The following is a 21,716-nucleotide window of genomic DNA, read 5'->3' as shown; positions in this document are numbered from 1 at the left end:
AGGCAGGTGATCCCTTGAGCCAGACAATCGCCACAGACGACAAGTCCCTATGTGTTCTGAAGGCGGCCTCCCAGGTCTTTCTCGAGCATGGCTTTAATGCCGCCACCACGGACATGATCCAGCAGGCGGCAGGTGTGTCCAAGGCGACGCTTTATTCCCGCTACCCCAAAAAGGAAGCGCTCTTCGCCGCGGTGATCGAATATCAGTGCAGCCGTTTTACCCGCAGGGTGCAGCAGATCGAAGTGACTCCGGGCAATATCCGCAAGGTTTTGCTGGAAATTGGTCACACATACCTCAGCCTTTTGCTGTCCTATGAGTCCCTGGCGCTTTTCCGTGTGGTGGTCGCCGTGGCGGATAAATTTCCGCACCTGGCTCGTACCTTCTACACCAGTGGCCCCGGCACCATGACCAAGGTACTGGCGGCGCACCTGGAGAAAGCGGCCAACGCCGGCGAGATTGATGTACAGGTCATCGGGCTCGAAGCGGCTGCAACCCTGTTTACGGGGATGTTGCGCGGCGAGGCTCAGCTGATTGCCCTCACCCATCCCGAGTCTCAGGCCTCGGAAGCCCAGATCGACCAGTGGGTAAACCAAGCGGTTACTACCTTTTTGCGGGCATACGGAAACGCCGATATAGCCTGAGTGCGACATGGAATAATCGGCACGGGCTTTTCATTAACGAAACTCTGATTAATTCATATCAATCTTGTAGTTGGTTCGGCGCTCAGGTAATGAGATTAGTCCCAATTGATAAATTTGATGATGAAGCCTGCGAGCATTTAAAAGCTGCATCAGATGAAGAAGTGATACCGCATATAGAGAGATTGCTGGAGTGCCTGCAAGACTTAAACTGGCCAATCGCACCGCTGGTATCGGAGAGGTTGTCAATGTTAGGTCTGGAGCTGGTGCAGCCTATACTAAGGATATTATCCGGTAATGATGAAATGTGGAAATATTGGATCGTTTCACACCTTCTCTACCAGGTTAGTGATGATGTGTTTTGTCAGCTGCGTTTCAAGCTAAACAGCATAAAATTGCACCCCACAAAAAGTGAAGTAGAAGAAGAAGTATTTGATGCAGTGTGTGAATTGCTTCGCTTTAGACGAAACTGATGAAAAGCGTTCTTTCATCGCCGGAAGCCCACTTTCCGGATCGGTTGGGGAAATATATCAGCCTATGAGCTATTTGATTGAAACAGGGTTTTAAACACCTTACCTATCCCACTACCTGAGTATTCAGAAATCAAACCGCGCTCACATAAATTATTCATGGCTTTATAAAAATTATAATACGTGAACTATAGCAATATTCCAGGCGCAAAATACTTTCTTTAAAGTCCTTTGACTCTAGTTATAAAAAAATATGCTCGGTAGACTTTTCAATGGCTTGTTTATTTGTTGAGTTCGGTCGTTGTGACGACTGCGCAATAGAGCAAACTATCTTTGGTCTATCGAGATGCTCAAGAAATATAAGGAACCTCTGATTAAGTCACTTTCTGGTGGCAGAGGCGCTTCGGGGGCGGATGTGAAGCTCAGGTGATAGGACGGGCATTTCGAAACCGTCGGATACAGGGGTGTATCCGTCGGAGCGACAGGGAAGTACTCGTGCGTTTTCGAAATGTCCTTCCTATTGCCTGAGCGCCCCGGAAGCAACCATAGTGTCCACGCGAATTAATCAGGGGTTCCATAAATAAATCTAGATGCATATAAGGACTTAATTATGATAATAAAAAATAAAATATTGGCAGGCTGTTTAGCTTTAACGGCTTCTATTGCGTATTCAGCTGCCTATAGTGCTGAATCAGCTATCGGTATAGCAACCGCTTTCGATGACGGGTCTGGTCATGCTAACTATCCTGCAACTAATGTAATTGATGGCGATACGTCTTTTGCATCTAGATGGGCGGGGTACGGCTCACCGGTTAATTTAACTGTACAGTTAGCGCAACCCACCCTGGTTAGCGAAGTCGGTATCGCTTGGGGGCGTGGTGACCAGCGTACATATAAATTTGAGATCTATGTTCGCCCTGACACCAGCGGTTCCTGGACACGTGTGTTTAATGGTGAAAGCAGCGGGACAACGGCTGAAATTGATTTCATCGACATTGCAGATATTGAAGTGCAGGAAGTGCGCATTAAAACACACTCTAATTCTGCCTCTACAAGCTGGACAGATATTACCGAAGTAAAACTTTTAGGCCAGGCACCTGATAATCTTGAACCAGAGAGTGAAATCTGCGTTGGTAGCTATGACCTGCCTGATTGTGTTGCCGCCATGTCCGCAAAAGGTGGTGGTACCGTGAATCTGGAAGCAAAAACCTACTACTTAACTGAATCTTTAATTCTTAAAGATAACGTTAACATCGTGGGACAGGGCTACGATACGGTTATCACTTGGCCGGACTCGATCGCTGATAGCATCAATGAACCACTGTTATATGCAACGGCAGTAAATAATGTGGAACTAAGAGACTTCAAGTTGCGCTGTCATATTAACCAAGATCCGAACAGCTATGATTTGCGCAACGATCATATGGGATTGTTCCTGGAAGGCAGCGGTGATCCATCACAGGGAGAAGCAACCAGTAATAATAACTTGTATATGGAGCGTATCGAAGCGATGTACTGCAGTAACGGTATGCACATTAAAGGCGCTACGGGTGTAACTGCTATTGATCTAAAGCTGCACAATAACGGAAATACCGAAACTGACTTGTTCCACAACATATATTTCCGTCGTGTTGCAGATCTTGTAATGATTCAAACCGATGACAACGTTGGTGGTTACTACGACAGCCCCCGTGGTCATGGCATCCGGGCCTCGCATATCAAAAATGCTTATTTGGAAAATCTAAAAGTGACTAACAATGCAGACCATGGATTGCACTTTACTGATGGTATTTACGATACGCGCTTTGTAAATCTGAATGTGTACGGAAACTGCGCAAACCCAAGTGGCACCTGCAATCAAATTAAATGTTACGGATCACCTTGTGATATCGATTACGATGCAGAGGTGGAAACGAATATTATCAAGTAAAACAAACTCTAAGGAGCCTCTGATTAATTCATTTGAGGCGGATATGAAGCTCAGGTGATAGCACGGATATTTCGAAACCGTCGGATACAGGGAGGTATCCGTCGGAGCTACAGGGAAGTACTCGTGCGTTTTCGAAATATCCGTCCTATTACCTGAGCGCCCCGGAACCTACCATTGTGTCCACACGAATTATTCAGAGGTTCCCTAATGGTTTTTCGTACACAAGGTAATCATAGAAAAGGCGTGGCTAATTAGAGACACGCCTTTTATTTTTACGGAAAAAACTCTTTTGGAGGCTCCAGAAATTTGGGGGTGACTCGTAATCTCTTCTACTGTCTGAGACGATATTTTCCAATTGCTGAATAATTGGCATTTTGGGGGGCGACAGTGTCACGATTGTACCGGAAGTAATCAAATATCAACGCAGCACATTCACCTATAGCTTGCTGATACTAAATTGCACCCTCCTATATAGAATAGGTTTTAACGGAAAAAATTAGATATCGTTGCGTGAAAAAATGTCTTGTTATTAGTTGGCTAGTAATGCGAAAAAACAAATACGTGATCAATAGCAATAATGATGGCGTGAAAAACTTTTTGGAAAGTGTTTTTTTCCTAGTTGTAAAAAAATGTGCAAGGTAGAATTTTCTGCAGCGTATTCATTTTATTGATTCTTATATTGAATAACTGGATGCGCCCTCTTTTCCTGCCGAGAGGTGTTGTAAATCAGTGTAAGTTACTGGTCAATCTAAAAGCGATGCTGAGATAGAAAGGATTAATTAATGAGTAGATATAAAAGAATCCCACTGAGTGCTACCATTTTGTGTTTGCTTTCATCCTTATATGGCGTTAGCGCATTTGCAATCGATCCTGTTTCTGTTACTGCTTCTTCTAATGATGGCAATATCCCGGAGAATACGCTAGACAACAATCTGGAAACCCGTTGGTCTGCCATTGGAGATGGGCAATGGATTGAATATGACCTCGGAAAGAATTACATCGTCAAAGATGTGCAGATAGCTTTTTATAAAGGTGATCAGAGAACTGCGACGATAGAAATCCAAGTATCTAGTGATGGTAACACCTGGGAAAGTATTTTCTACGGTGATCAACCATCAAAAACCTTGGATCTGCAAATCTTTGATGTAGACGATACGGAAGCCCGCTATGTGCGTATTGTGGGTTACGGAAATACGTCAAATAAATGGAACAGCTTTACTGAGGTGGCTATTTCAGCTTCTGAGGTGGCAAGTGGCGAAATAGTGAATTTGGCCTTGGGTAAATCTACCTCGCAATCCTCTACGGATTACAGTGGTATTTCCAGTCGAGCGGTTGATGGAGATGTTCGCGGTAACTGGAGTAGCAATACCATTACACATACTGAGAACGAAATACAACCTTGGTGGCAGGTTGATTTAGGCAGTGTAAGCACCATTTCAACCATCAATCTTTATAACCGAACTGATAGCTGTTGCAGCTCACGTTTATCCAATTTTTATGTATTGGTTTCAGATAAACCATTTAGTTCAAACGATTTAAATGTGCTGCTTGCACAGGACGATGTTGCCAGTTACTACTACGGTTCCACAGCGGGTAGCCCGACATCTATCGATATTAATCGTAGCGGTCGTTATGTCAGAGTTCAGCTTGCTGGTAGTAATCCGTTAAGCCTCGCAGAAGTAGAGGTTTATGGTGTTGAAGCTACAGGCAGCCTGTTTATTGTCCCCGGAAAAATAGAGGCCGAAGACTTCAGTAACTATTCTGATGCTGATACTGAGAATCGTGGTGGAGCGTATCGCCCGGATGAAGGTGTCGATATTCAGGAGACAACTGATTCTGGCGGTGGCTACAACGTTGGCTGGATGGATGCCGGTGAGTGGTTGGAGTATCCAATTTATGTTTCCAATACAGGGGAGTACAGTGCGCAACTTCGCCTGGCTTCACCAAGCGACACGGGGCAGATTTCTATAGAGGTTGATGGCGTCGTGGTGGCGCAACATGGGGTAGATTCTACCGGAGGCTGGCAAAACTGGAATACTGAAGAAGTTTACTTAGGTAATATCAGTGCTGGCACTCATACTCTGAGAATCAATGTTGAATCGGCGGCATTTAATCTAAATTGGTTAAATATAATTGACAATGATTCCTCCATTCGGGAGGGTGCAACCTACGTTGGTGGCGGTGGGACAGTAGCAGGTGCTCTGCCCGTTAGCTGTGAAACGCCCGCAGGATTTACACTTGTGGACTCTTTACCTGAAATGATTGAGGCCATGGGGAAAAACAATGTAAAAGTGGCATTAAAACCAGGCACTTATGTCATTGATGAAAGTGATACGAGTTTATTTACCTCACAATCCCTACCCGGTGGCAAGGCCGCTAGTACGCTATTGCCCGTTGATGGACACAACAGTCATTACGACTTCCGCTGTGCCTACATAAAATTTGATACGGATCTGTGGCGTCAATTTGGGAAAAACGAAGTCATACAGTTGCGTACGGTCGGTAACTACAACACCATAAGCAATCTTTCTATTGAAGATATCGGCGACACTTCGCCGAGTGGTGGCGCACTCGGTGTCATGATGGACGGCCGGGATAATGTAATTGAAGGCCTCATTATCACCTCGCGCGGCTCTCAACCATACGGTTTGGGTGATGCCTACGGTAAAGGCGCTGGCCCTGTACTATCTCACCAGAAACACTCTTCAGTACTGATTCGTGGTTTACGCAATACCTTCAGGAATTCCACGGTATTCAATTATTCATACGGTCACTCCGTGTTTATGCAGGGATCTGAAGATACGCTGATTGATGGTATTTATGTACAAGGTGAGTTGCGCTCAACAGCGGATATGTTGGCAGCAAACAACCCACGTTTTGCCGCTGCCGATGCCCGTGCTGCCAGTGTTGATTTTATGACGGTTTGGGGCTACAAGCTGCCGACAGGTTACTGGATGAGTTTGCAAGAAGCCGGTATCCGGGCTTATAACGGCGGTAACACCATTATCGATGGGGTTGAATATGAGCGCGGTGCAGATACGGTAACAGTATTGAATTCAGTGATTCGAAATACGCGAACAGGTGTTACTTTGGTGCACGCCACTGGCAGCAAGTATGTTGAAAATACAACAGTAATCGGTTGTGAGCAGGGATATTCAATCGGCTCCGGAAATATTGTTAATTCGTACGCTGATGCTGATGTAGGTCCGGTAATTACTTTCGCCTATTCTAGCGATAACGGCACCAAGGCAGATATCACTGTTTTGCCAACCGACGGTTCAAAAAATGGGTGGGGAGCACTCGCCTTTATTGGAGGAAAAAATCATGATATTACCTTGCGTAGCAGTCAAACCGATATACCCTCCAATCTGCAAGTGGTGCTATCGGGAGACAAGCACAGTATTCGTCATCTGGAAGACTCCCTGCAGAATCAGGATCAGTTAACTCTAACAAGCTCAGTCGTTAATAATCTCACAAACTTCCCCGTGCTGATAAATAACTTGGCGTCAGGCGTCAATGGGCAATCCAATGGTCCAGTCTCAGGAAATACCAGCGATAACAATATCCAGCAAAATTAAAAGAAGCAGGTTTAGGAGCTGCTGATGAATTAGCATGAGTGATCTAGCTGTTAGAAAAATATGAATACAAGGATTGTACGTAGTTAAATCAGGGATTGCATAAAGGCTCTTACAAATGTAAGAGCCTTTTGGTATCTATAGAAACCCCACATTAACTTTTCTCTGATATTTTAATGGAGCTAGGAGTGCCATTACGTTACCTGAATTTGCTGTATTGCACTAAAATTTTTTCATAAAACCCTTCGTATTGTTTGTATGGTATTCAGATGTAAATTTAGTGTTTGCATCTATTTTTCTATAACTGAAAAAATATGATTCCTTGTTATTTTGTATAACAAAAAAGCCTAGATATTTTCATGCCATTAATATGGTATTTATGAGGTTGTATTTTTTTAACTTGTTAAACGGTTAACGTTTTTTAATTTTTTTCAAGAGAAGGGTATTCAGATTATTTCGTGAGTCGTCTTTTTTTCCCTATCCCTGTGATCTTATAAGCGGTTCGTGTGGGAGTTGATGTATAGAGTCTCTGCGCTGGCAGTTAATGTCAGTTTCCGAAACACACTAATTCAAAAAAATCGGAATATATTTTTATATTTATTTGTAAAAGGAGTCTCTATCATGAGCTTGCCTGCTTTGCGATATTTGACCGGTTTCGCGTTCAGCGCGCTGGCAATGGCCACTTTTGCCCAAGATCAATGCGATTACACATCGCAATGTAAAGCAATCTACGGTGACCAGGCGACAGACTGTTTGAATAGCCGTTCCCTCTACAGTGTATGCATGTGCGGTTCTGTTCCCTGTGATGAAGTTGAAGATCCTTCCACCCCGTCTCCGGATACATTTATGGTGCCTGGATACATTCAGGCGGAAGACTATCATCGCTATTGGGACAGTACTGCGCAGAACCTCGGTGGTGCCTACCGAGAGGACGGCGTGGATATCCAGGAAACCAGTGATAACGGCGGTCAATACAATGTGGGATGGACCGAAACCAACGAATGGCTGGAGTTCGATATCGACGTACTGCAGGCTGGAGAATACTATGCGAACGTCCGCGTAGCGTCAGCGCCCGGTGGCGGTCAATATACTTTGGAAGTCGATGGTCAAACCCGCGGTAGTGCACAACAGGTAGGCGCTACCGGTGGTTGGCAAAAGTGGATCACGCAAAAACTGGATCTCGGACAGTTGAGCGAGGGGCAGCATACACTGCGCTTGCAGATTCAGGCGGGTAACTTCAATATCAACTGGCTGGAACTGCGCCAAGTTTCCGATAGCGGTTCTGGTGAAATAATCGGCCGTTTCGATACTAGTAAAGATTTGTACCTGGCCAATTTTGATAGCAAACCGGACCCGGATGATATTCACTCTGTCGCCGGTGTTGCCACAATATTGAAGGATGCTCGCTTTAGCAATGTAAACTACCATGCCGTTGCTGGCGCTTACGGTATCCAGGGCGGTGACTTTATTGAAGCCGACTATCTGTTTGATCTCGCGTTCGGTGCTAACCGTTGGTCGGATGCCCATTCTGACTATAACGGTGCCCTGAATACCGTATTCAATAAGGTAAAAACCACACTCAATAACGGTGGCGATGTGTGGATATCGGAAGCTGGCCAGTCTGACTTCAGTGCTGACTTGGTGCGCCGGGTGAAGCAGGATCTGCCATCAGTGAATACCAACGCGCGCATTCATATTATTCAGCACAGCAACTGGAATGAAGACAAAACCAGTGACGATGACTTGAGCTATGTGCGCAACAATACCGATTACCAGAAAATCGATGACGGTAATTCCGGCAACAATAGTACTCCTGGTTTCAACAGCAAAGACACCAGCCAATGGAGCCGGGTATTGAACCACCCACAAGTGGGGGTTATCTGGACCGAGGCCAAGCGTGTTGCCGACCACGCTATTGATAACGAAGTTGGTTGGAAGAACCCCACCATTGCGGAGGGGGGTATGGATTTTTCCGACACGGTTGAGACAACCTGGATCTTCGGTTTTAACCATGTAGGGAATATCTCGGGATTCTTTGATGAGTTTTTATAAGAATCCACGCCTGATCGCATAAAAAAGAAATCTTCCCCCCCCCTTTGGCCCCAACCTCTGAGTTGGGGCCATTTTTTTCTGAAGTCCCGTTTAATATCGCGAGCGGTTTACGGTGGTATCTTGGCGGGAGAGTCCTAAAGCTATACATGTCACCTGAGCTGGGAGAACAGCTCCTGTGGATTGCCCAAGGCTTGCAAGACATCCTGAGCCGATCCCAAACATGCTTCACTAAGTTAGTGGTCACATACCCTGTGCGCCAGAAATGGCGAATGTCCTTACTTCATGCAACGCACACTCCATATTCAACTCAAGGGGTGGCCCTAAAGCCGCCCGGAACAAATTTCATATTTGCGATATCTAGTCTGTAAGAATTCGGCACCAGGTCCGACTAACCTACATATTTCGACTAGACTCTGGAGATTGCGATGCGCGCAACCTTACCCCTGCTGGAAGTTACTGACTTCCCCGTCATTCGGCGCAAAGGCCTGGAGACTCTCCAAGTCAATCTGGGCTACAAGTGCAACCAGCGTTGCCTGCACTGCCATGTCAACGCAGGACCGAATCGCAAAGAGATGATGGCGCGGGAAACCCTGGATCTGATCCTGCCGGTTGCCAAGTCCCGTAATGTCCGAACGCTGGATCTGACCGGTGGCGCACCGGAATTACACGCCGACTTCCGTTATTTGGTGTCCGCGGCGCGCGCTGCCGGCCTGCACGTTATTGATCGATGTAATCTCACAATTTTGTTTGAATCCGGGCAGGAAGGGTTGGCGGAATTTCTGGCGGAGAAGCAAGTGGAAGTAGTCGCGTCACTGCCCTGTTATTCCCTGAAAAATGTCGATAACCAGCGTGGTAAGGGCGTATTTGATAAAAGTATTGCGGGCTTACAAAAGCTCAATGCGTTGGGCTATGGCAAGCCTGGCAGTGGTTTGATCCTGAATCTGGTTTACAACCCACAGGGGGCATCTTTACCGCCGGATCAAAAATTGCTCGAAGCGGAATACAAACGCGAACTACAGCGGCACTTTGGTATCGAATTCAATCAGCTGTATGCATTGGCCAATATGCCGATTAAGCGTTTTGGCGCCACCCTGATCGCCAAGGGAAAATTTCAAAGCTATATGCAATTGCTTAAGGACAATTACCAACAGAGCAATATTGAACAGGTTATGTGCAGATCGCTGGTTAGTGTCGACTGGCAAGGATATTTATACGACTGTGATTTCAATCAGCAACTGGATCTGCCACTGGGTGGTACTAAACGCAAACACTTACGCGATCTGCTGCAGGAAGATGTCAATGAAGAGCCAATCTGTGTGGCGGACCATTGTTATGCTTGTACTGCCGGTCAGGGCAGCAGTTGTGGCGGTGCTTTCTAGCGCTGGTTTGGAAAACATCGTGACATAGGTGGCGAATGAAAAAAATAGGTTTATTAATCCTGTTGGCCATATTGGTTGCTGGTTTTTTTTACTTTGACCTACACCAATTGACGACATTGGATGGTTTAAAAAATGGACTTTCACAATTTGAAAGTTGGCGTGTAGAGGCACCCATATTGGTTGGTGGTGTCTTTTTCTTGATTTATGTCCTGGTAACAGCATTGTCTTTACCTGGCGCAGCGGTAATGACATTGGCGGCGGGAGCCTTGTTTGGCCTGTTATGGGGAACGGTAATTGTTTCATTCGCCAGCACTATAGGAGCAACACTCGCCCTTCTCGTTTCCCGCTATCTTCTTCGGGATACGGTACAAAGCCGTTTTGGCGAAAGACTGAGTCCCATTAATAAAGGTATCGAGAAAGAAGGCGCCTTCTATCTGTTCACCTTGCGTTTGGTGCCGGTATTCCCTTTTTTCCTTATCAATTTACTAATGGGGCTTACCCCTTTGAGAGCGCTGACCTTCTATTGGGTGAGTCAGTTGGGGATGCTGGCAGGAACTCTGGTATATGTTAATGCAGGGACACAGTTGGCCAATCTAACCAGCTTGTCGGGAATACTGTCTCCTTCCTTGCTGGCATCGTTCGCTTTGTTGGGAATCTTCCCTCTATTGGCGAAAAAAATACTGACTTTAATAAAGAATCGCCGTGTCTATAAAGACTATAAAAAGCCAAAAAAATTTGACCGCAATCTGGTTGTCATTGGCGCTGGTGCCGGCGGATTGGTGAGTTCTTATATAGCGGCAGCGGTAAAAGCAAAAGTTACCCTGATCGAAGCCAATAAGATGGGGGGCGACTGCCTGAATTACGGTTGTGTCCCGAGCAAAGCCCTGATTAAGAGCGCAAGCCTGGCAAACCAGATGCGTCATGCAGACCATTACGGGTTGGATGCGGTATCTCCAGACTTTTCTTTTCGCAAGGTCATGGCCCGTGTCCATGAGGTGATTCGCAAGATTGAGCCACACGATAGCATCGAGCGGTACGAAGGGCTGGGGGTAGAGGTCATTCAGGGATATGCGAAGCTCATCGATCCCTGGACTGTGGAAATAAAACGCAACGATGGAGATGTACAACGTCTCACCAGCCGTTCGATTGTATTGGCAACGGGGGCACGTCCCTTTGTTCCTCCTCTCCCGGGTATTGAAGAGGTGGGCTACGTCACCAGTGATACTTTGTGGGACGAATTCGCCCAGCTGGATGACGCGCCAAACCGGCTTCTGGTACTGGGAGGTGGCCCCATAGGGTGCGAGCTGTCACAGAGTTTTGCGCGGCTGGGATCTCAGGTAACTCAGGTGGAAATGGCACCTCGTATTATGATTCGGGAAGATGAGGAGGTATCCGAACTGGCCAAAACCTCATTGGAGCGTGATGGCGTCACGGTTCTTACTGGCCACAAAGCGCTTCGCTGTGAAATATCCAATGGTGAAAAACGATTGATCGTCGAGCACGATGGTGCGGAGAAAGCGATTGCCTTCGACGCTCTGCTCTGCGCAGTAGGACGCGTTGCCCGATTGGAGGGGTACGGGCTGGAAGAACTGGGTATTGAAACCGGACGGACGATAGTCACCAATGACTATCTCCAGACGTTATACCCGAATATTTTCGCTGTCGGTGATGTGGCGGGGCCTTATCAATTTACGCATGTCGCAGCCCATCAAGCCTGGTACGCCGCCGTCAATGCGTTGTTTGGCCAGTTCAAGAAGTTCCGGGTCGACTACCGCGTTATACCTTGGACGACCTTTATTGACCCTGAAGTAGCGCGGGTCGGCCTCAATGAACAGGAAGCCAGGGAAAAAGGTATTCCTTTTGAAGTCACTCGTTACGGTTTAGATGACCTGGATAGGGCCATAGCGGACGGCAGCGCCTGTGGATTCGTCAAGGTACTCACTGAACCGGGAAAAGACCGTATTCTCGGCGTCACTATTGTCGGAGATCGCAGTGGCGATCTAATGGCTGAGTTTGTTCTGGCGATGAAATATCGACTGGGCCTGAACAAGATTCTCGGCACCATTCACGCCTATCCTACATGGGCTGAGGCCAATAAATATGCAGCCGGTGAATGGAAGCGTGCCCATGCGCCACAAGGTGTGCTCGCGTGGGTGGAAAAATATCACCAGTGGAGAAGAGGTAATGCGAAATAATCGCTGGCTGATCGGATTACTACTAAGCCTTTTGGCACTTAACGGTGCTGCGGCCACAAGTTTCGATCACTCTATTTGGAACAAATTGCTCAATGCCCATGTTTACAGCATCAATGGCGGTGTAGCCACTGTTGTGGATTATCAGGGGCTGTCCGGGGATCGGGATCAGTTAATGACGTACCGCGAGGCGTTATCGAAAGTGCGCCGATCGGAATTTGACAGCTGGACGGTAAATGAACAAAAGGCATTTTTGATTAATGCCTATAACGCCTGGACTGTAGAGCTGATTCTGAGCGCGTGGCCGGAGCTGGAGTCGATCAAGGATTTAGGTGGTCTCTTCACCTCTCCATGGCGTAAAGAGTTTGTGCCACTACTTGGAGAAACGAGAAGCCTCGACGATATTGAACATGGCCTGTTGCGAGCTCCTGGTCGATATAACGACCCCAGAATTCACTTTGCCGTCAACTGCGCCAGTATAGGATGCCCCGCACTGCGCGCCGAAGCTTATACCGGGGAGCGCCTCGATCAGCAGTTGAACGAACAAGTTGACTTGTTTCTTCGCGATCGCAGCCGAAACCGGGTAGAAGATAGTGCGATTAATCTTTCGCCGATATTCAAATGGTATCGGGAGGATTTTGAAAAGGGCTGGTTAGGGTATCAAAGGCTGGAAGATTTCCTTTTGGAGAAGGCTGATGCGCTCCAATTATCTGAGCCGATGAAGACGAAGTTGAGAAACGGGAAAGTGGAAATCGACTTTCTGAACTATGACTGGAATCTCAACAAAAAATAATGGCGATAACTTTGCAAGTTTTCCCCAATAAAGAACCGTTGAACACCTGTCTTATGGGCGGAGGCATAAATCGCCTGCACCTAAAAGTATTTCAGATATAAAGCTGTGGATATTGCCATACAAGAAGTAAAGGGCATTTTAGAACCATGATGAGATTCCGTGACGACACCGTGATCCGGATAGTTATTCTGGCCAAGGCACCTTTACCGGGTATGGCCAAGACGAGACTGATTCCCGCCCTTGGCAGTGAAGGTTCGGCATGTCTCGCTGCAAAACTGCTGGAACATACTGTAGAGCAAGCGGTTAAGGCGGATATTGGACCAGTTGAACTGTGTGTGGCACCGGATCGTATGCTGCCTATTTGGAGTGAACTAGCCCTGCCCTCTTCCCTGGAGTGGTCCGAGCAGAAAGAAGGCAATCTGGGTGAACGTTTGGCCGATGCGGCCCGACGAACAACTGACAAGGGAGAAGCAGTTTTATTAATAGGAACAGACTGCCCCGATATGACCGCTGATAAGCTGCGTGCGGCGGCACTATCCCTGGAGAAAAACGACGCATGCATGGTACCTGTGAGCGATGGCGGCTACGCGCTACTGGGGCTTTCAAACTACCTGCCCACGGTGTTTCTCGATATACCCTGGAGTACTGCTTCAGTCGCAAGTCTTACCCGGCAGAGAATAGTGGAGGCTGGTTGGACACTCGTGGAAATGACACCGTTACACGACATTGATGAACCGCAAGACTTGCAGTACTTGCCTGAAGACTGGCCTGTCAATTTACATCGCGGATTTAAATATAACCAAAGTTAAACCAGAAAGGAGAATATACCTATGGACGTAAAAACCGCACTTCCCGATTCACTAGAAAAGCCTTTGTCACGATCTCTGCTAGCACTGCGTCTGGGCGTTTTTATTGTGATGTTGATGTGGACACTGGATAAATTTGTAAACCCCGCGCACACCGGAAAAGTTTTTGAAAAATTTTACGGTATCGAATGGCTGACAAGCCATATGTCCTACATCTTCGGTAGCTTGGAATTATTATTGGTTCTGGCATTTGTTGCCGGGCTCTGGCGGCGCTGGACTTATGGGTTGGTGTTAATACTGCACGCAATTTCCACGTTTTCATCCTATAAGCAGTACATGGCACCTTTTGATCACCTTCTGTTTTTTGCCGCTTGGCCAATGTTGGCGGCCTGCCTGGCGCTGTATTGGTTAAGGGATTGGGATAACTTGTTTACTTTGTCAAAGAAGAGCTCCTGATCTGTTCAAGTGAGTTCGAGAGGAGTTTTTCACCATGCATGAATTCGTCCAAGATTATTATGGAAAACAGTTGCAGAGTTCCGATGATCTCAAAACAACTGCCTGTTGTGATGCCAGTGCTGTGCCCGAGTGGCTGAAGCCGTTGCTGGCCAAAATCCATCCGGAAATTCTGTCCCGTTACTATGGGTGTGGCCTTGTGTGCCCACCCCTGTTATCGGGGTGCCGGGTGCTGGATCTCGGGTGTGGAACGGGGCGCGATGTCTATGCCCTGGCACAGTTGGTCGGACCCGAGGGAGAGGTTGTCGGCGTTGATATGACTGAAGAACAGCTTGCTGTGGCTCAAAACCATCGAGAATGGCATGCGCAGGCGTTTGGTTATGACAACGTAAGGTTTATTAAAGGGTATATCGAGAAGCTCGATGAGCTCGATCTGGAGCCTGGCTCATTTGATGTTATTGTTTCCAATTGCGTGGTGAACTTGTCACCGGATAAGGCTGCGGTGCTGTCCGGTGTCTACCGCCTATTAAAACCCGGTGGTGAATTCTATTTTTCCGACGTTTACTCCGACCGCAGAGTTCCAGATGAAGTGAGGACGGATGCTGTATTGTACGGAGAGTGTCTTGGCGGAGCCTTGTATTGGAATGATTTTCTCCGTCTGGCACAGGCTGCTGGCTTTATAGATCCCCGTTTGCTGGAAGACCGACGTCTAGAAATCACCGACAATAACCTGGCACATAGAACCGGTAACCTGCAGTTCTTTTCCGCGACTTATCGCCTGTTCAAACTGGAAGATCTGGAAAGCGCCTGTGAAGATTACGGCCAGGCAGTGATATATCGGGGCTCTATCCCTAACTGCGAACACAGGTTTGTTTTGGATAAACACCATGTAATCGAGACAGGGCGAGTGTTTCCTGTGTGTGGAAATACCTGGAGGATGTTGCGCGATACCCGGTTTTCAGAACATTTTCAATACATCGGAGACTTCAGCCGGCATTTTGGTGTATTTGAGGGCTGTGGCTCTAATATCCCTTTTGATATTGACGTATTCGCTACACAAAGCGGGGCTTGCTGCTGAATTTTCGCGACGGCGGATGGACTTATGTCTATCTGCCGTCTTATAAGGCCATGGTGATGCAGAAAACTTTATTTCCAATTTATGAAATGTGAAGTTTTACTTGCTCCTTAATCAGAGTTTATTGCGATAAATAATCCACAAATGTTCATGAGACTGGCATGTTAAGAATTTTTATTAGGTTGTTGTTATTAATGTATGTATTGGCCAGTGCCTCAGTTGTCCAGGCCAGTGGAGGTCGTCTCACTTTAACGGGGTCAAGCACTATTGCTCCTTTGATTTTGGAAGTGGCTAAGCGCTTCGAATCTCAACATCCAGGAGTGCGTATCAATGTGCAGACAGGTGGTTCCTCAAGAGGAATCAATGATGTTCGTCTTGGGCTGGCAGACATCGGAATGGTGTCACGTGCGTTGAAAGCCTCGGAAAAAGATCTTTCCGCATACCTTATTGCCAGAGACGGTATCGGCATAATTACGCATAAGAATAATCCGGTAAGAAACCTCACTGGTGATCAGATAGTTGGTATTTACTCCGGAAAGATTCGCAACTGGGAAGAAGTCGGTGGTTCGAATTTGCCAATAACTGTAATCAATAAGGCGGAAGGACGTTCGACTTTGGAATTATTTTTACAACATTTTTCCCTCAGAAATAGTCAGATAAATGCACAAGTTGTAATTGGAGATAATCAACAGGGCATCAAAAGTGTGTCGGCGATTGCCGGTGCGATTGGCTATGTATCCATCGGCACTGCAGAATATGAAGAGAACCACGGAACTCCTATCAAATTAATTTCTATGGAGGGTGAAATCCCTACCTCGGAGAATGTGGCAAAAGGTCGTTATCAGTTTTCTCGCCAGTTGAATTTGGTTGTGAGAAATACACCTGTTGGATTAGCTAAAGAATTTATAGCCTTTGCGCAATCAGATGCCGTAAAGGACATTATAGAAGCACAATTTTTTGTTGCACCCTGATGGATAACCATAGGTGATGAGCTGGATCGCTAAGGGGATCGTCAATCGCACCGATCACCGCCTGAGTATGATGCTTGCTGTGCTGTCTGCCGGGGCTGCATTACTGCTAACTCTTATTGTTTTATTTTTAATCAAGGAATCCTGGCCTTTTCTCTCCAGCCGTTGGCACAGTGGAAGCTGGTTCGATTGGCTACAGTATCAGGGGTGGTATCCACAGGAAAACCGCTTTGGCATGGCGCCGATGTTACTGGCATCGCTCGCTGTAACTTTGGGCGCTCTTATCGTGGCGCTTCCTGTGGGCTTGGCAAGTGCAATTTATCTGCAGTTTTACGCGAATCCCAAAGTGGCGAGAACTTTCCGTTTACTGCTCACCCTACTGGCAGGTGTTCCCTCGGTAGTATTTGGACTGTGGGGGTTAACGCGGATAGTTCCGTTAATCGCCCTTTGGCAGCCTCCTGGGGCGTCATTATTGGCGGCAATACTAGTGCTGTCATTAATGGTATTGCCTACGATTGCTCTGACCAGCGCCGCCGCCCTTGCCAGTGTGTCCGGAGAATTGCTCCATGGCGGTATAGCCTTAGGGATGCGTCGGAAAACACAAATTCTCCATATCATGCTTCCGGCTGCCCGCTCCAATATTTTCGGAGGTGTATTGCTGGCTACTGCAAGAGCTCTAGGGGAAACCATGGCGGTGCTTATGGTTGCGGGAAATGTGGTTCAGTTTCCTGCGGGGCTGTTTGATCCAGTGCGTGTTCTCACTGCCAATATTGCCCTGGAAATGTCCTATGCCATGGGTGACCACCGAGCCAGCTTGTTTGCGTCCGGATTGCTGTTGACCGCTATGGTGTGGTTGCTGTCATGGGGCAGCTATAGAGTTACCCGCAATGGACGCGAGGCCGGCCAATATGGTTGATCGCCTGTTCGGTTGGCTTATGTCAGGTTGCGCCGCCTTGGTGGTTTCTTTGTTGTTGTGGGTGCTGGGCGATGTATTGATTGAGGGAGTTGCCCACTTTTCCTGGTCTTTTTTATTTACTGAGCCTGAGGATTCCGGACGATCCGGTGGTATCGCCCCCATTTTGGTTTCCACTTTGTGGATACTCTCTATTGCGCTGGTTACTGCACTGCCACTGGGGCTGGGCGTTGCCGTTTGGTTGTCAGAGTTTGCCGCAGGACGCCGTCGGTTTTCCGATATCGCGCGCGTCACTTTGGATATTTTGGCCGGGGTTCCCTCGATCGTATATGGGCTTTTTGGCAATGCATTTTTCAGTATTTATCTCGGTCTCGGCTTTTCTCTGTTATCTGGCGGGTTAACTCTGGCACTTATGATTTTGCCGGTGTTTGTGCGTACCTGTGAATCTGGGTTGCGAGCGGTAAACGACGAGTGGCGCCGGGGGGCGTTAGCGCTTGGTATGGCCCGCAGTGCTGCGATTTGGCATATCCTGTTACCGGCGGCGCGTCCCGCGATAGGAGCCGGGTTAGTGCTGGGAATCGGTCGTGCCACCGCAGAAACGGCAGCATTGGTGTTCACCAGTGGCTATGTCGATCGTATGCCGGAGTCGCCGCTGGATTCAGGGCGCGCTCTCGCAGTACATATTTACGATTTGTCCATGAATGTCACCGGTGGCGACAGTGCGGCTTATGCTTCGGCGTTGGTACTGGTGGTTCTGATTGTCTTACTCAACACGCTGGCGCAGAGCCTGCTGGAAGACTGGTTCAAACGGAGGGTGTTTGTATCGTGAACCTGAGTGAAGTGAACCACTATACGTTGGGATGTATCGAACAAAGGCCTCCCTGTTGTGCTCCCGAGCCCTTGATGCGTGTGCGTGACCTGGAGGTTGGCTACGGCGATAAGACAGTTTTGTCCCAGGTATCGCTGGATATTTACAAGGGTTGTATCACCGCATTGATCGGACCCTCAGGGTGCGGCAAGACCAGTTTCCTTTCCACTTTGAATCGGCTTACCGACCACAGCGATGCGCGCGTTGCCGGGCAGATTTTATTTGATGGTCAGGATCTGTTGCGCGATTCGGTGGATACGCTGGGCCTCAGACGCCGTATAGGAATGATATTCCAGCGGCCCAACCCTTTTCCCCTGTCTATTCGGCGAAACCTGGAACTGCCTTTAAAAGAGCACGGTATTCGAGACCGCCAAGTGCGATACAGGAAGATCGAAAAAGTGCTCAAAGATGTCGGGCTCTGGGAGGAAGTATCGGATCGATTGGACGCATCCGCTCTGGCGCTTTCCGGTGGACAGCAACAGCGGTTATGTATCGCTCGTGCGCTGGTCCTAGAGCCAGAAGTGCTGTTGATGGACGAGCCGTGCAGCGCTCTTGATCCCATTTCATCCGGCATCGTGGAGGAGTTGATTTTGCGCTTGCGAGGGCGCTACACGGTAGTGATTGTAACGCACAACTTGGCGCAGGCCCGTCGGGTTGCCAACTATGCAGGCTTTTTCTGGATGACTGAGCGGGTTGGGAAACTGATCGAATTTGGCCTGTGTCGACATTTGTTTGAAGCACCACGCCATGCATTGACTGCGGCTTATGTGTCCGGCGCGCGAGGTTGATAGGCAGGATATCAACTTGCGTAAGTTTTGGATCTAGGGAACCTCCGATTAATTCGCGTGAACGCTAAGGTAGGTTCCGGTGCGCTCAGGCAATAGGATGGCCATTTCGAAAACGCACGAGTACTTCCCTGTAGCTCCGACGGATACATCCCTGTATCCGACGGTTTCGAAATGGCCATCCTATCACCTGAGCTTCTCATCTGGCTCCAAAGAATTTTTACCGTCAGGAAGCGACTTAATCAGAGGTTCCCTAGAGTTTTCGGTGAGAAGCTGGATTAATTTTCTATCGTGCCTGTAATAACCCTGAAGCTTGAACGACTAAGGAGAAAAAGTTCGTTTCAAAGATCAGGAGTAAGCAGTGATGAAAAATGTACTACTTGCCAGGCCCCACCCTTTTATTGTTCAGGAGATGAAGCCGCTACTTGAGCAGTGTCATTATAGTGTATTGAAGCCGGACTGTTTTGCCGATATAGGTGCGCAAGCCAAGCGCTCAGGCGCAGCACTCATATCCTTAGCAGTGGTCTCCAGCATAGATGCTTCAGTAGAGAAGGTGGTGGACAGTGTTCTCGACATCAATCCAAAGTTGCCGATTATTTTCGCGGCTCTATTGCCTTTTGATGTGGCAGCCACAACCATTGCCGACCTGTTGGATAAGAAAGGAATTAACGCTCAGATAGTTGGGGTTTCAAATTCTGATCAATACGGTTCTCTTGAACAGGTGGACACACCTGTTCTCTATTTGAGCAAGAGTGATTTAACTGATCAAAAAAGACGAGAGATCACAAAGCAGTTGTTGTTGCGCCATATTGGATGATCGGCGGTCGTATTCGGACTGGCTCAAGAGCGCCCAGAATCAACTTTGCCTGGATTTGTATGCGCTTGATACATATGGGGATCTTTGCTTTGAGCAGGATAGGGTTAATTCTTATACAGCAGCACGTTGTTCGCAATGCGTTTCGTGTATCGTTAGTAGTGGGCGCTCTGTTGAATGCGATCAACCAGGGGCCCGCATTGACTACTGGTCAGGAAATCGATTGGTTGAAGGTTTTACTGAACTTCGTAGTGCCATACTGTGTGGCGTCTTACAGTGCAGCAAGGAATCAAATCGAATGGATGAGCAGAAACGAGTCGGAAAATTAATGGCTAAACCCAGCTGTAGTCGGCTCGGGACCGTTCAAGCAATGGGGTAGGTATTTAGGAAGCGTCCCTGGCACTCTATCGGATACATCCCTGTATCCGTTGGTTCCGGTAGCCCGCTTTATTGATCGGTGTCCGGCTTCTCTGGCCGGAAGACACCGACGTTGCGGTAGCCTTCGTCGAGCAGATGGGAGGCGTGCAGTTTACTCATAACACCGCGTTTGCAGTAAAGGAGGTAGTCGCGGTTTTTATCTAGCTTCTTGAAAGCATTACTCAGGCGGTAGAAGGGGATGGTCTCCACATCGGTTCCGGGCAACTCCAGTGGGTCCAGCTCCTCCTCATCCGGATGGCGAATATCGATGACCACTTGACCGTGAGGCTCACTGACAATTTCAACTGCGGGGATCTCGCCGCGCACATCCTCCATCACTTCATCGATGTTCTGCATTACGCGGCTGCTAATGGCGCGTTCGAGAACCGAGAAGTCGAAGCGGTCTTCTTCCTTCTGAACCTTTTCTATTTTTGCCCGCGTGGTGGGCTTCACCGAAATTACACCGCAGTACTCCGGCATATTTGCGGCAAAGTCCTCGGTGCCGATTTCCCGCGACAGTTTGATGATATCGGTTTTATCGCTGGTGATCAGCGGGCGCAGTACCATCGTGTCTGTGACACTGTCGATCACCGACAGGTTTTTCAGTGTTTGGCTGGATACCTGGGCTATGGCCTCGCCGGTTACCAGTGCGTCTACTTCCAGCTCTTTGGCTATCGCGGAACCGGCGCGCAGCATCATGCGCTTTAAGATCACGCCCATATAAGAGTCGTCGACGTTTTCCAGAATCTCCGCCACTACTTCATCGAATGGTACGGTGATAAAACGCACCCGGTGGGAAGCACCGTATTTGTTCCAGAGGTAAAAGGCCACTTCTTTGACCCCTAACTCATGTTGGCGGCCCCCCAGATTGAAGAAAAGGAAATGCGTGCGGATACCGCGCTTCATCGTGAGGTAGCTGGCCACTGTGGAATCGAAGCCGCCGGACACCAGCGACAACACCGGGTCTTGGGTACCGAGGGGGAAGCCGCCCAGGCCCGGTGTCTGCTCTTCTACCACGTTCAGTTTGTCGTGACGTATTTCAAGCTTTACGGTGATGTCCGGGTTCTTCAACTTAACTCCGGCGGCGTCGGTGTTCTGGTTCAGGCCGCCGCCCACATACTGCTCTACATCCAGGGATTTGAAATCGTGATCACCAGTGCGTTTGACGCGCACACAGAAAGTCTTGCCGGCGAGCTTGTCGCCCCAGACGGACATCGTCTTCTCATAAATATCTTGCAGTGTGCCCAAGGGGAATTGCTGCACTCGCGAGAAGTTGGCGATCCCCGGGGTGTGGGCGAGCGTCTCCTCAATGCGCCCGCTCAAATGGGCCAGCTCGTCGGGCACGATGACATCAATCTTCTCCCAGTCTTTGCGCACTTGGATGCGCTCATCCAGTGACTTGAGAAGACGCTGCAGGTTGTCCTTGAGTTGGTTCGACATCCGCTTGCGAACCGGGTTGCTCTTGATGGTGATCTCGGGAAAGAACTTGACGACAAAGTGCATGGGGATTCGTTGGGCACCGCGTTGGGGGTTGGATAAGAGCCGGGCATTATAAACCAGCCGCCGGAAAGTTGTTTGTGCCCGTATT

18 protein-coding genes are annotated in these 21,716 nt (G+C 48.2%); 17 read left to right on the top strand and 1 reads right to left on the bottom strand.

Translation table 11 applies throughout. The annotated features are described in order from the left end of the window. The first annotated feature begins 14 nt into the window (after positions 1-14). The 17 genes from BM155_RS05525 to nrtS all read left to right on the top strand — a co-directional run bounded on the left by BM155_RS05525 (position 15) and on the right by nrtS (position 20,040). Entirely contained in the window at positions 15-641 is a 627-nt protein-coding gene (locus BM155_RS05525) for a TetR/AcrR family transcriptional regulator (RefSeq protein ID WP_074901613.1), read from the top strand. An 89-nt stretch (positions 642-730) separates the two neighbouring features. Further along, on the top strand, positions 731-1,111 hold the full coding sequence (locus BM155_RS05520) for a DUF5071 domain-containing protein (RefSeq protein WP_074901611.1): 381 nt from the start codon (positions 731-733) through the stop codon (positions 1,109-1,111). 607 nt (positions 1,112-1,718) lie between these two features. Beyond that, a complete protein-coding gene (locus BM155_RS05515) occupies positions 1,719-3,038 on the top strand; it encodes a discoidin domain-containing protein (protein WP_074901609.1) in 1,320 nt (439 codons plus the stop codon). Between the two features lie 782 nt (positions 3,039-3,820). Beyond that, complete coding sequence (locus BM155_RS05510) at positions 3,821-6,616, top strand: galactose-binding domain-containing protein (RefSeq protein ID WP_083421096.1); 2,796 nt, start codon at positions 3,821-3,823, stop codon at positions 6,614-6,616. Positions 6,617-7,234: 618 nt separating this feature from the next. Next, a complete protein-coding gene (locus BM155_RS05505; RefSeq protein WP_074901604.1) occupies positions 7,235-8,665 on the top strand; it encodes a carbohydrate-binding protein in 1,431 nt (476 codons plus the stop codon). 425 nt (positions 8,666-9,090) lie between these two features. After that, the gene (gene arsS, locus BM155_RS05500) at positions 9,091-10,044 is read left to right on the top strand and encodes an arsenosugar biosynthesis radical SAM (seleno)protein ArsS (protein WP_074901602.1); all 954 of its coding nucleotides are present in this window, start codon (positions 9,091-9,093) and stop codon (positions 10,042-10,044) included. Between the two features lie 35 nt (positions 10,045-10,079). Then, entirely contained in the window at positions 10,080-12,239 is a 2,160-nt protein-coding gene (locus BM155_RS05495; RefSeq protein ID WP_074901599.1) for a dihydrolipoyl dehydrogenase family protein, read from the top strand. Beyond that, the gene (locus BM155_RS05490; protein WP_074901595.1) at positions 12,229-13,029 is read left to right on the top strand and encodes a DUF547 domain-containing protein; all 801 of its coding nucleotides are present in this window, start codon (positions 12,229-12,231) and stop codon (positions 13,027-13,029) included. The genes BM155_RS05495 and BM155_RS05490 overlap by 11 nt, the downstream gene beginning before the upstream one ends. Positions 13,030-13,175: 146 nt before the next feature. Then, on the top strand, positions 13,176-13,838 hold the full coding sequence (locus BM155_RS05485) for a TIGR04282 family arsenosugar biosynthesis glycosyltransferase (protein ID WP_254773129.1): 663 nt from the start codon (positions 13,176-13,178) through the stop codon (positions 13,836-13,838). Positions 13,839-13,859: 21 nt separating this feature from the next. Continuing rightward, positions 13,860-14,291 carry a hypothetical protein gene (locus tag BM155_RS05480; protein WP_074901593.1) on the top strand — a complete coding sequence of 144 codons (432 nt, stop codon included), beginning with the start codon at positions 13,860-13,862 and terminating at the stop codon, positions 14,289-14,291. Positions 14,292-14,325: 34 nt separating this feature from the next. After that, positions 14,326-15,366, top strand: a complete 1,041-nt coding sequence (locus tag BM155_RS05475; RefSeq protein ID WP_067156627.1) for a methyltransferase domain-containing protein — start codon at positions 14,326-14,328, stop codon at positions 15,364-15,366. Positions 15,367-15,524: 158 nt separating this feature from the next. Beyond that, positions 15,525-16,334: a phosphate ABC transporter substrate-binding protein gene (locus BM155_RS05470; protein ID WP_067156625.1), complete on the top strand. Its 810-nt coding sequence runs from the start codon at positions 15,525-15,527 to the stop codon at positions 16,332-16,334. 16 nt (positions 16,335-16,350) lie between these two features. Then, positions 16,351-17,247 carry a phosphate ABC transporter permease subunit PstC gene (gene pstC, locus BM155_RS05465; RefSeq protein WP_067156624.1) on the top strand — a complete coding sequence of 299 codons (897 nt, stop codon included), beginning with the start codon at positions 16,351-16,353 and terminating at the stop codon, positions 17,245-17,247. Continuing rightward, entirely contained in the window at positions 17,219-18,073 is an 855-nt protein-coding gene (gene pstA / locus BM155_RS05460; protein ID WP_254773127.1) for a phosphate ABC transporter permease PstA, read from the top strand. Before pstC ends, pstA begins: the two co-directional genes overlap by 29 nt. Before the next feature lie 74 nt (positions 18,074-18,147). Next, entirely contained in the window at positions 18,148-18,900 is a 753-nt protein-coding gene (locus BM155_RS05455; protein WP_083421094.1) for a phosphate ABC transporter ATP-binding protein, read from the top strand. A gap of 361 nt (positions 18,901-19,261) precedes the next feature. Beyond that, positions 19,262-19,714 (top strand): hypothetical protein, encoded by a 453-nt coding sequence (locus BM155_RS05450; RefSeq protein WP_067156611.1) that lies wholly within the window; start codon positions 19,262-19,264, stop codon positions 19,712-19,714. Next, on the top strand, positions 19,711-20,040 hold the full coding sequence (gene nrtS, locus BM155_RS05445) for a nitrate/nitrite transporter NrtS (RefSeq protein WP_323054396.1): 330 nt from the start codon (positions 19,711-19,713) through the stop codon (positions 20,038-20,040). The genes BM155_RS05450 and nrtS overlap by 4 nt, the downstream gene beginning before the upstream one ends. 118 nt (positions 20,041-20,158) lie before the next feature. Here nrtS and thiI read toward each other — a convergent pair whose 3' ends face one another. Then, positions 20,159-21,631 (bottom strand): tRNA uracil 4-sulfurtransferase ThiI, encoded by a 1,473-nt coding sequence (gene thiI, locus BM155_RS05440; protein ID WP_074901978.1) that lies wholly within the window; start codon positions 21,629-21,631, stop codon positions 20,159-20,161. Positions 21,632-21,716: the final 85 nt, after the last annotated feature.

This window comes from Microbulbifer thermotolerans, assembly GCF_900112305.1.
In the GTDB taxonomy this organism is placed as follows: Bacteria; Pseudomonadota; Gammaproteobacteria; order Pseudomonadales; family Cellvibrionaceae; genus Microbulbifer; species Microbulbifer thermotolerans.
This window is presented reverse-complemented; position numbering and strand designations above follow the sequence as displayed.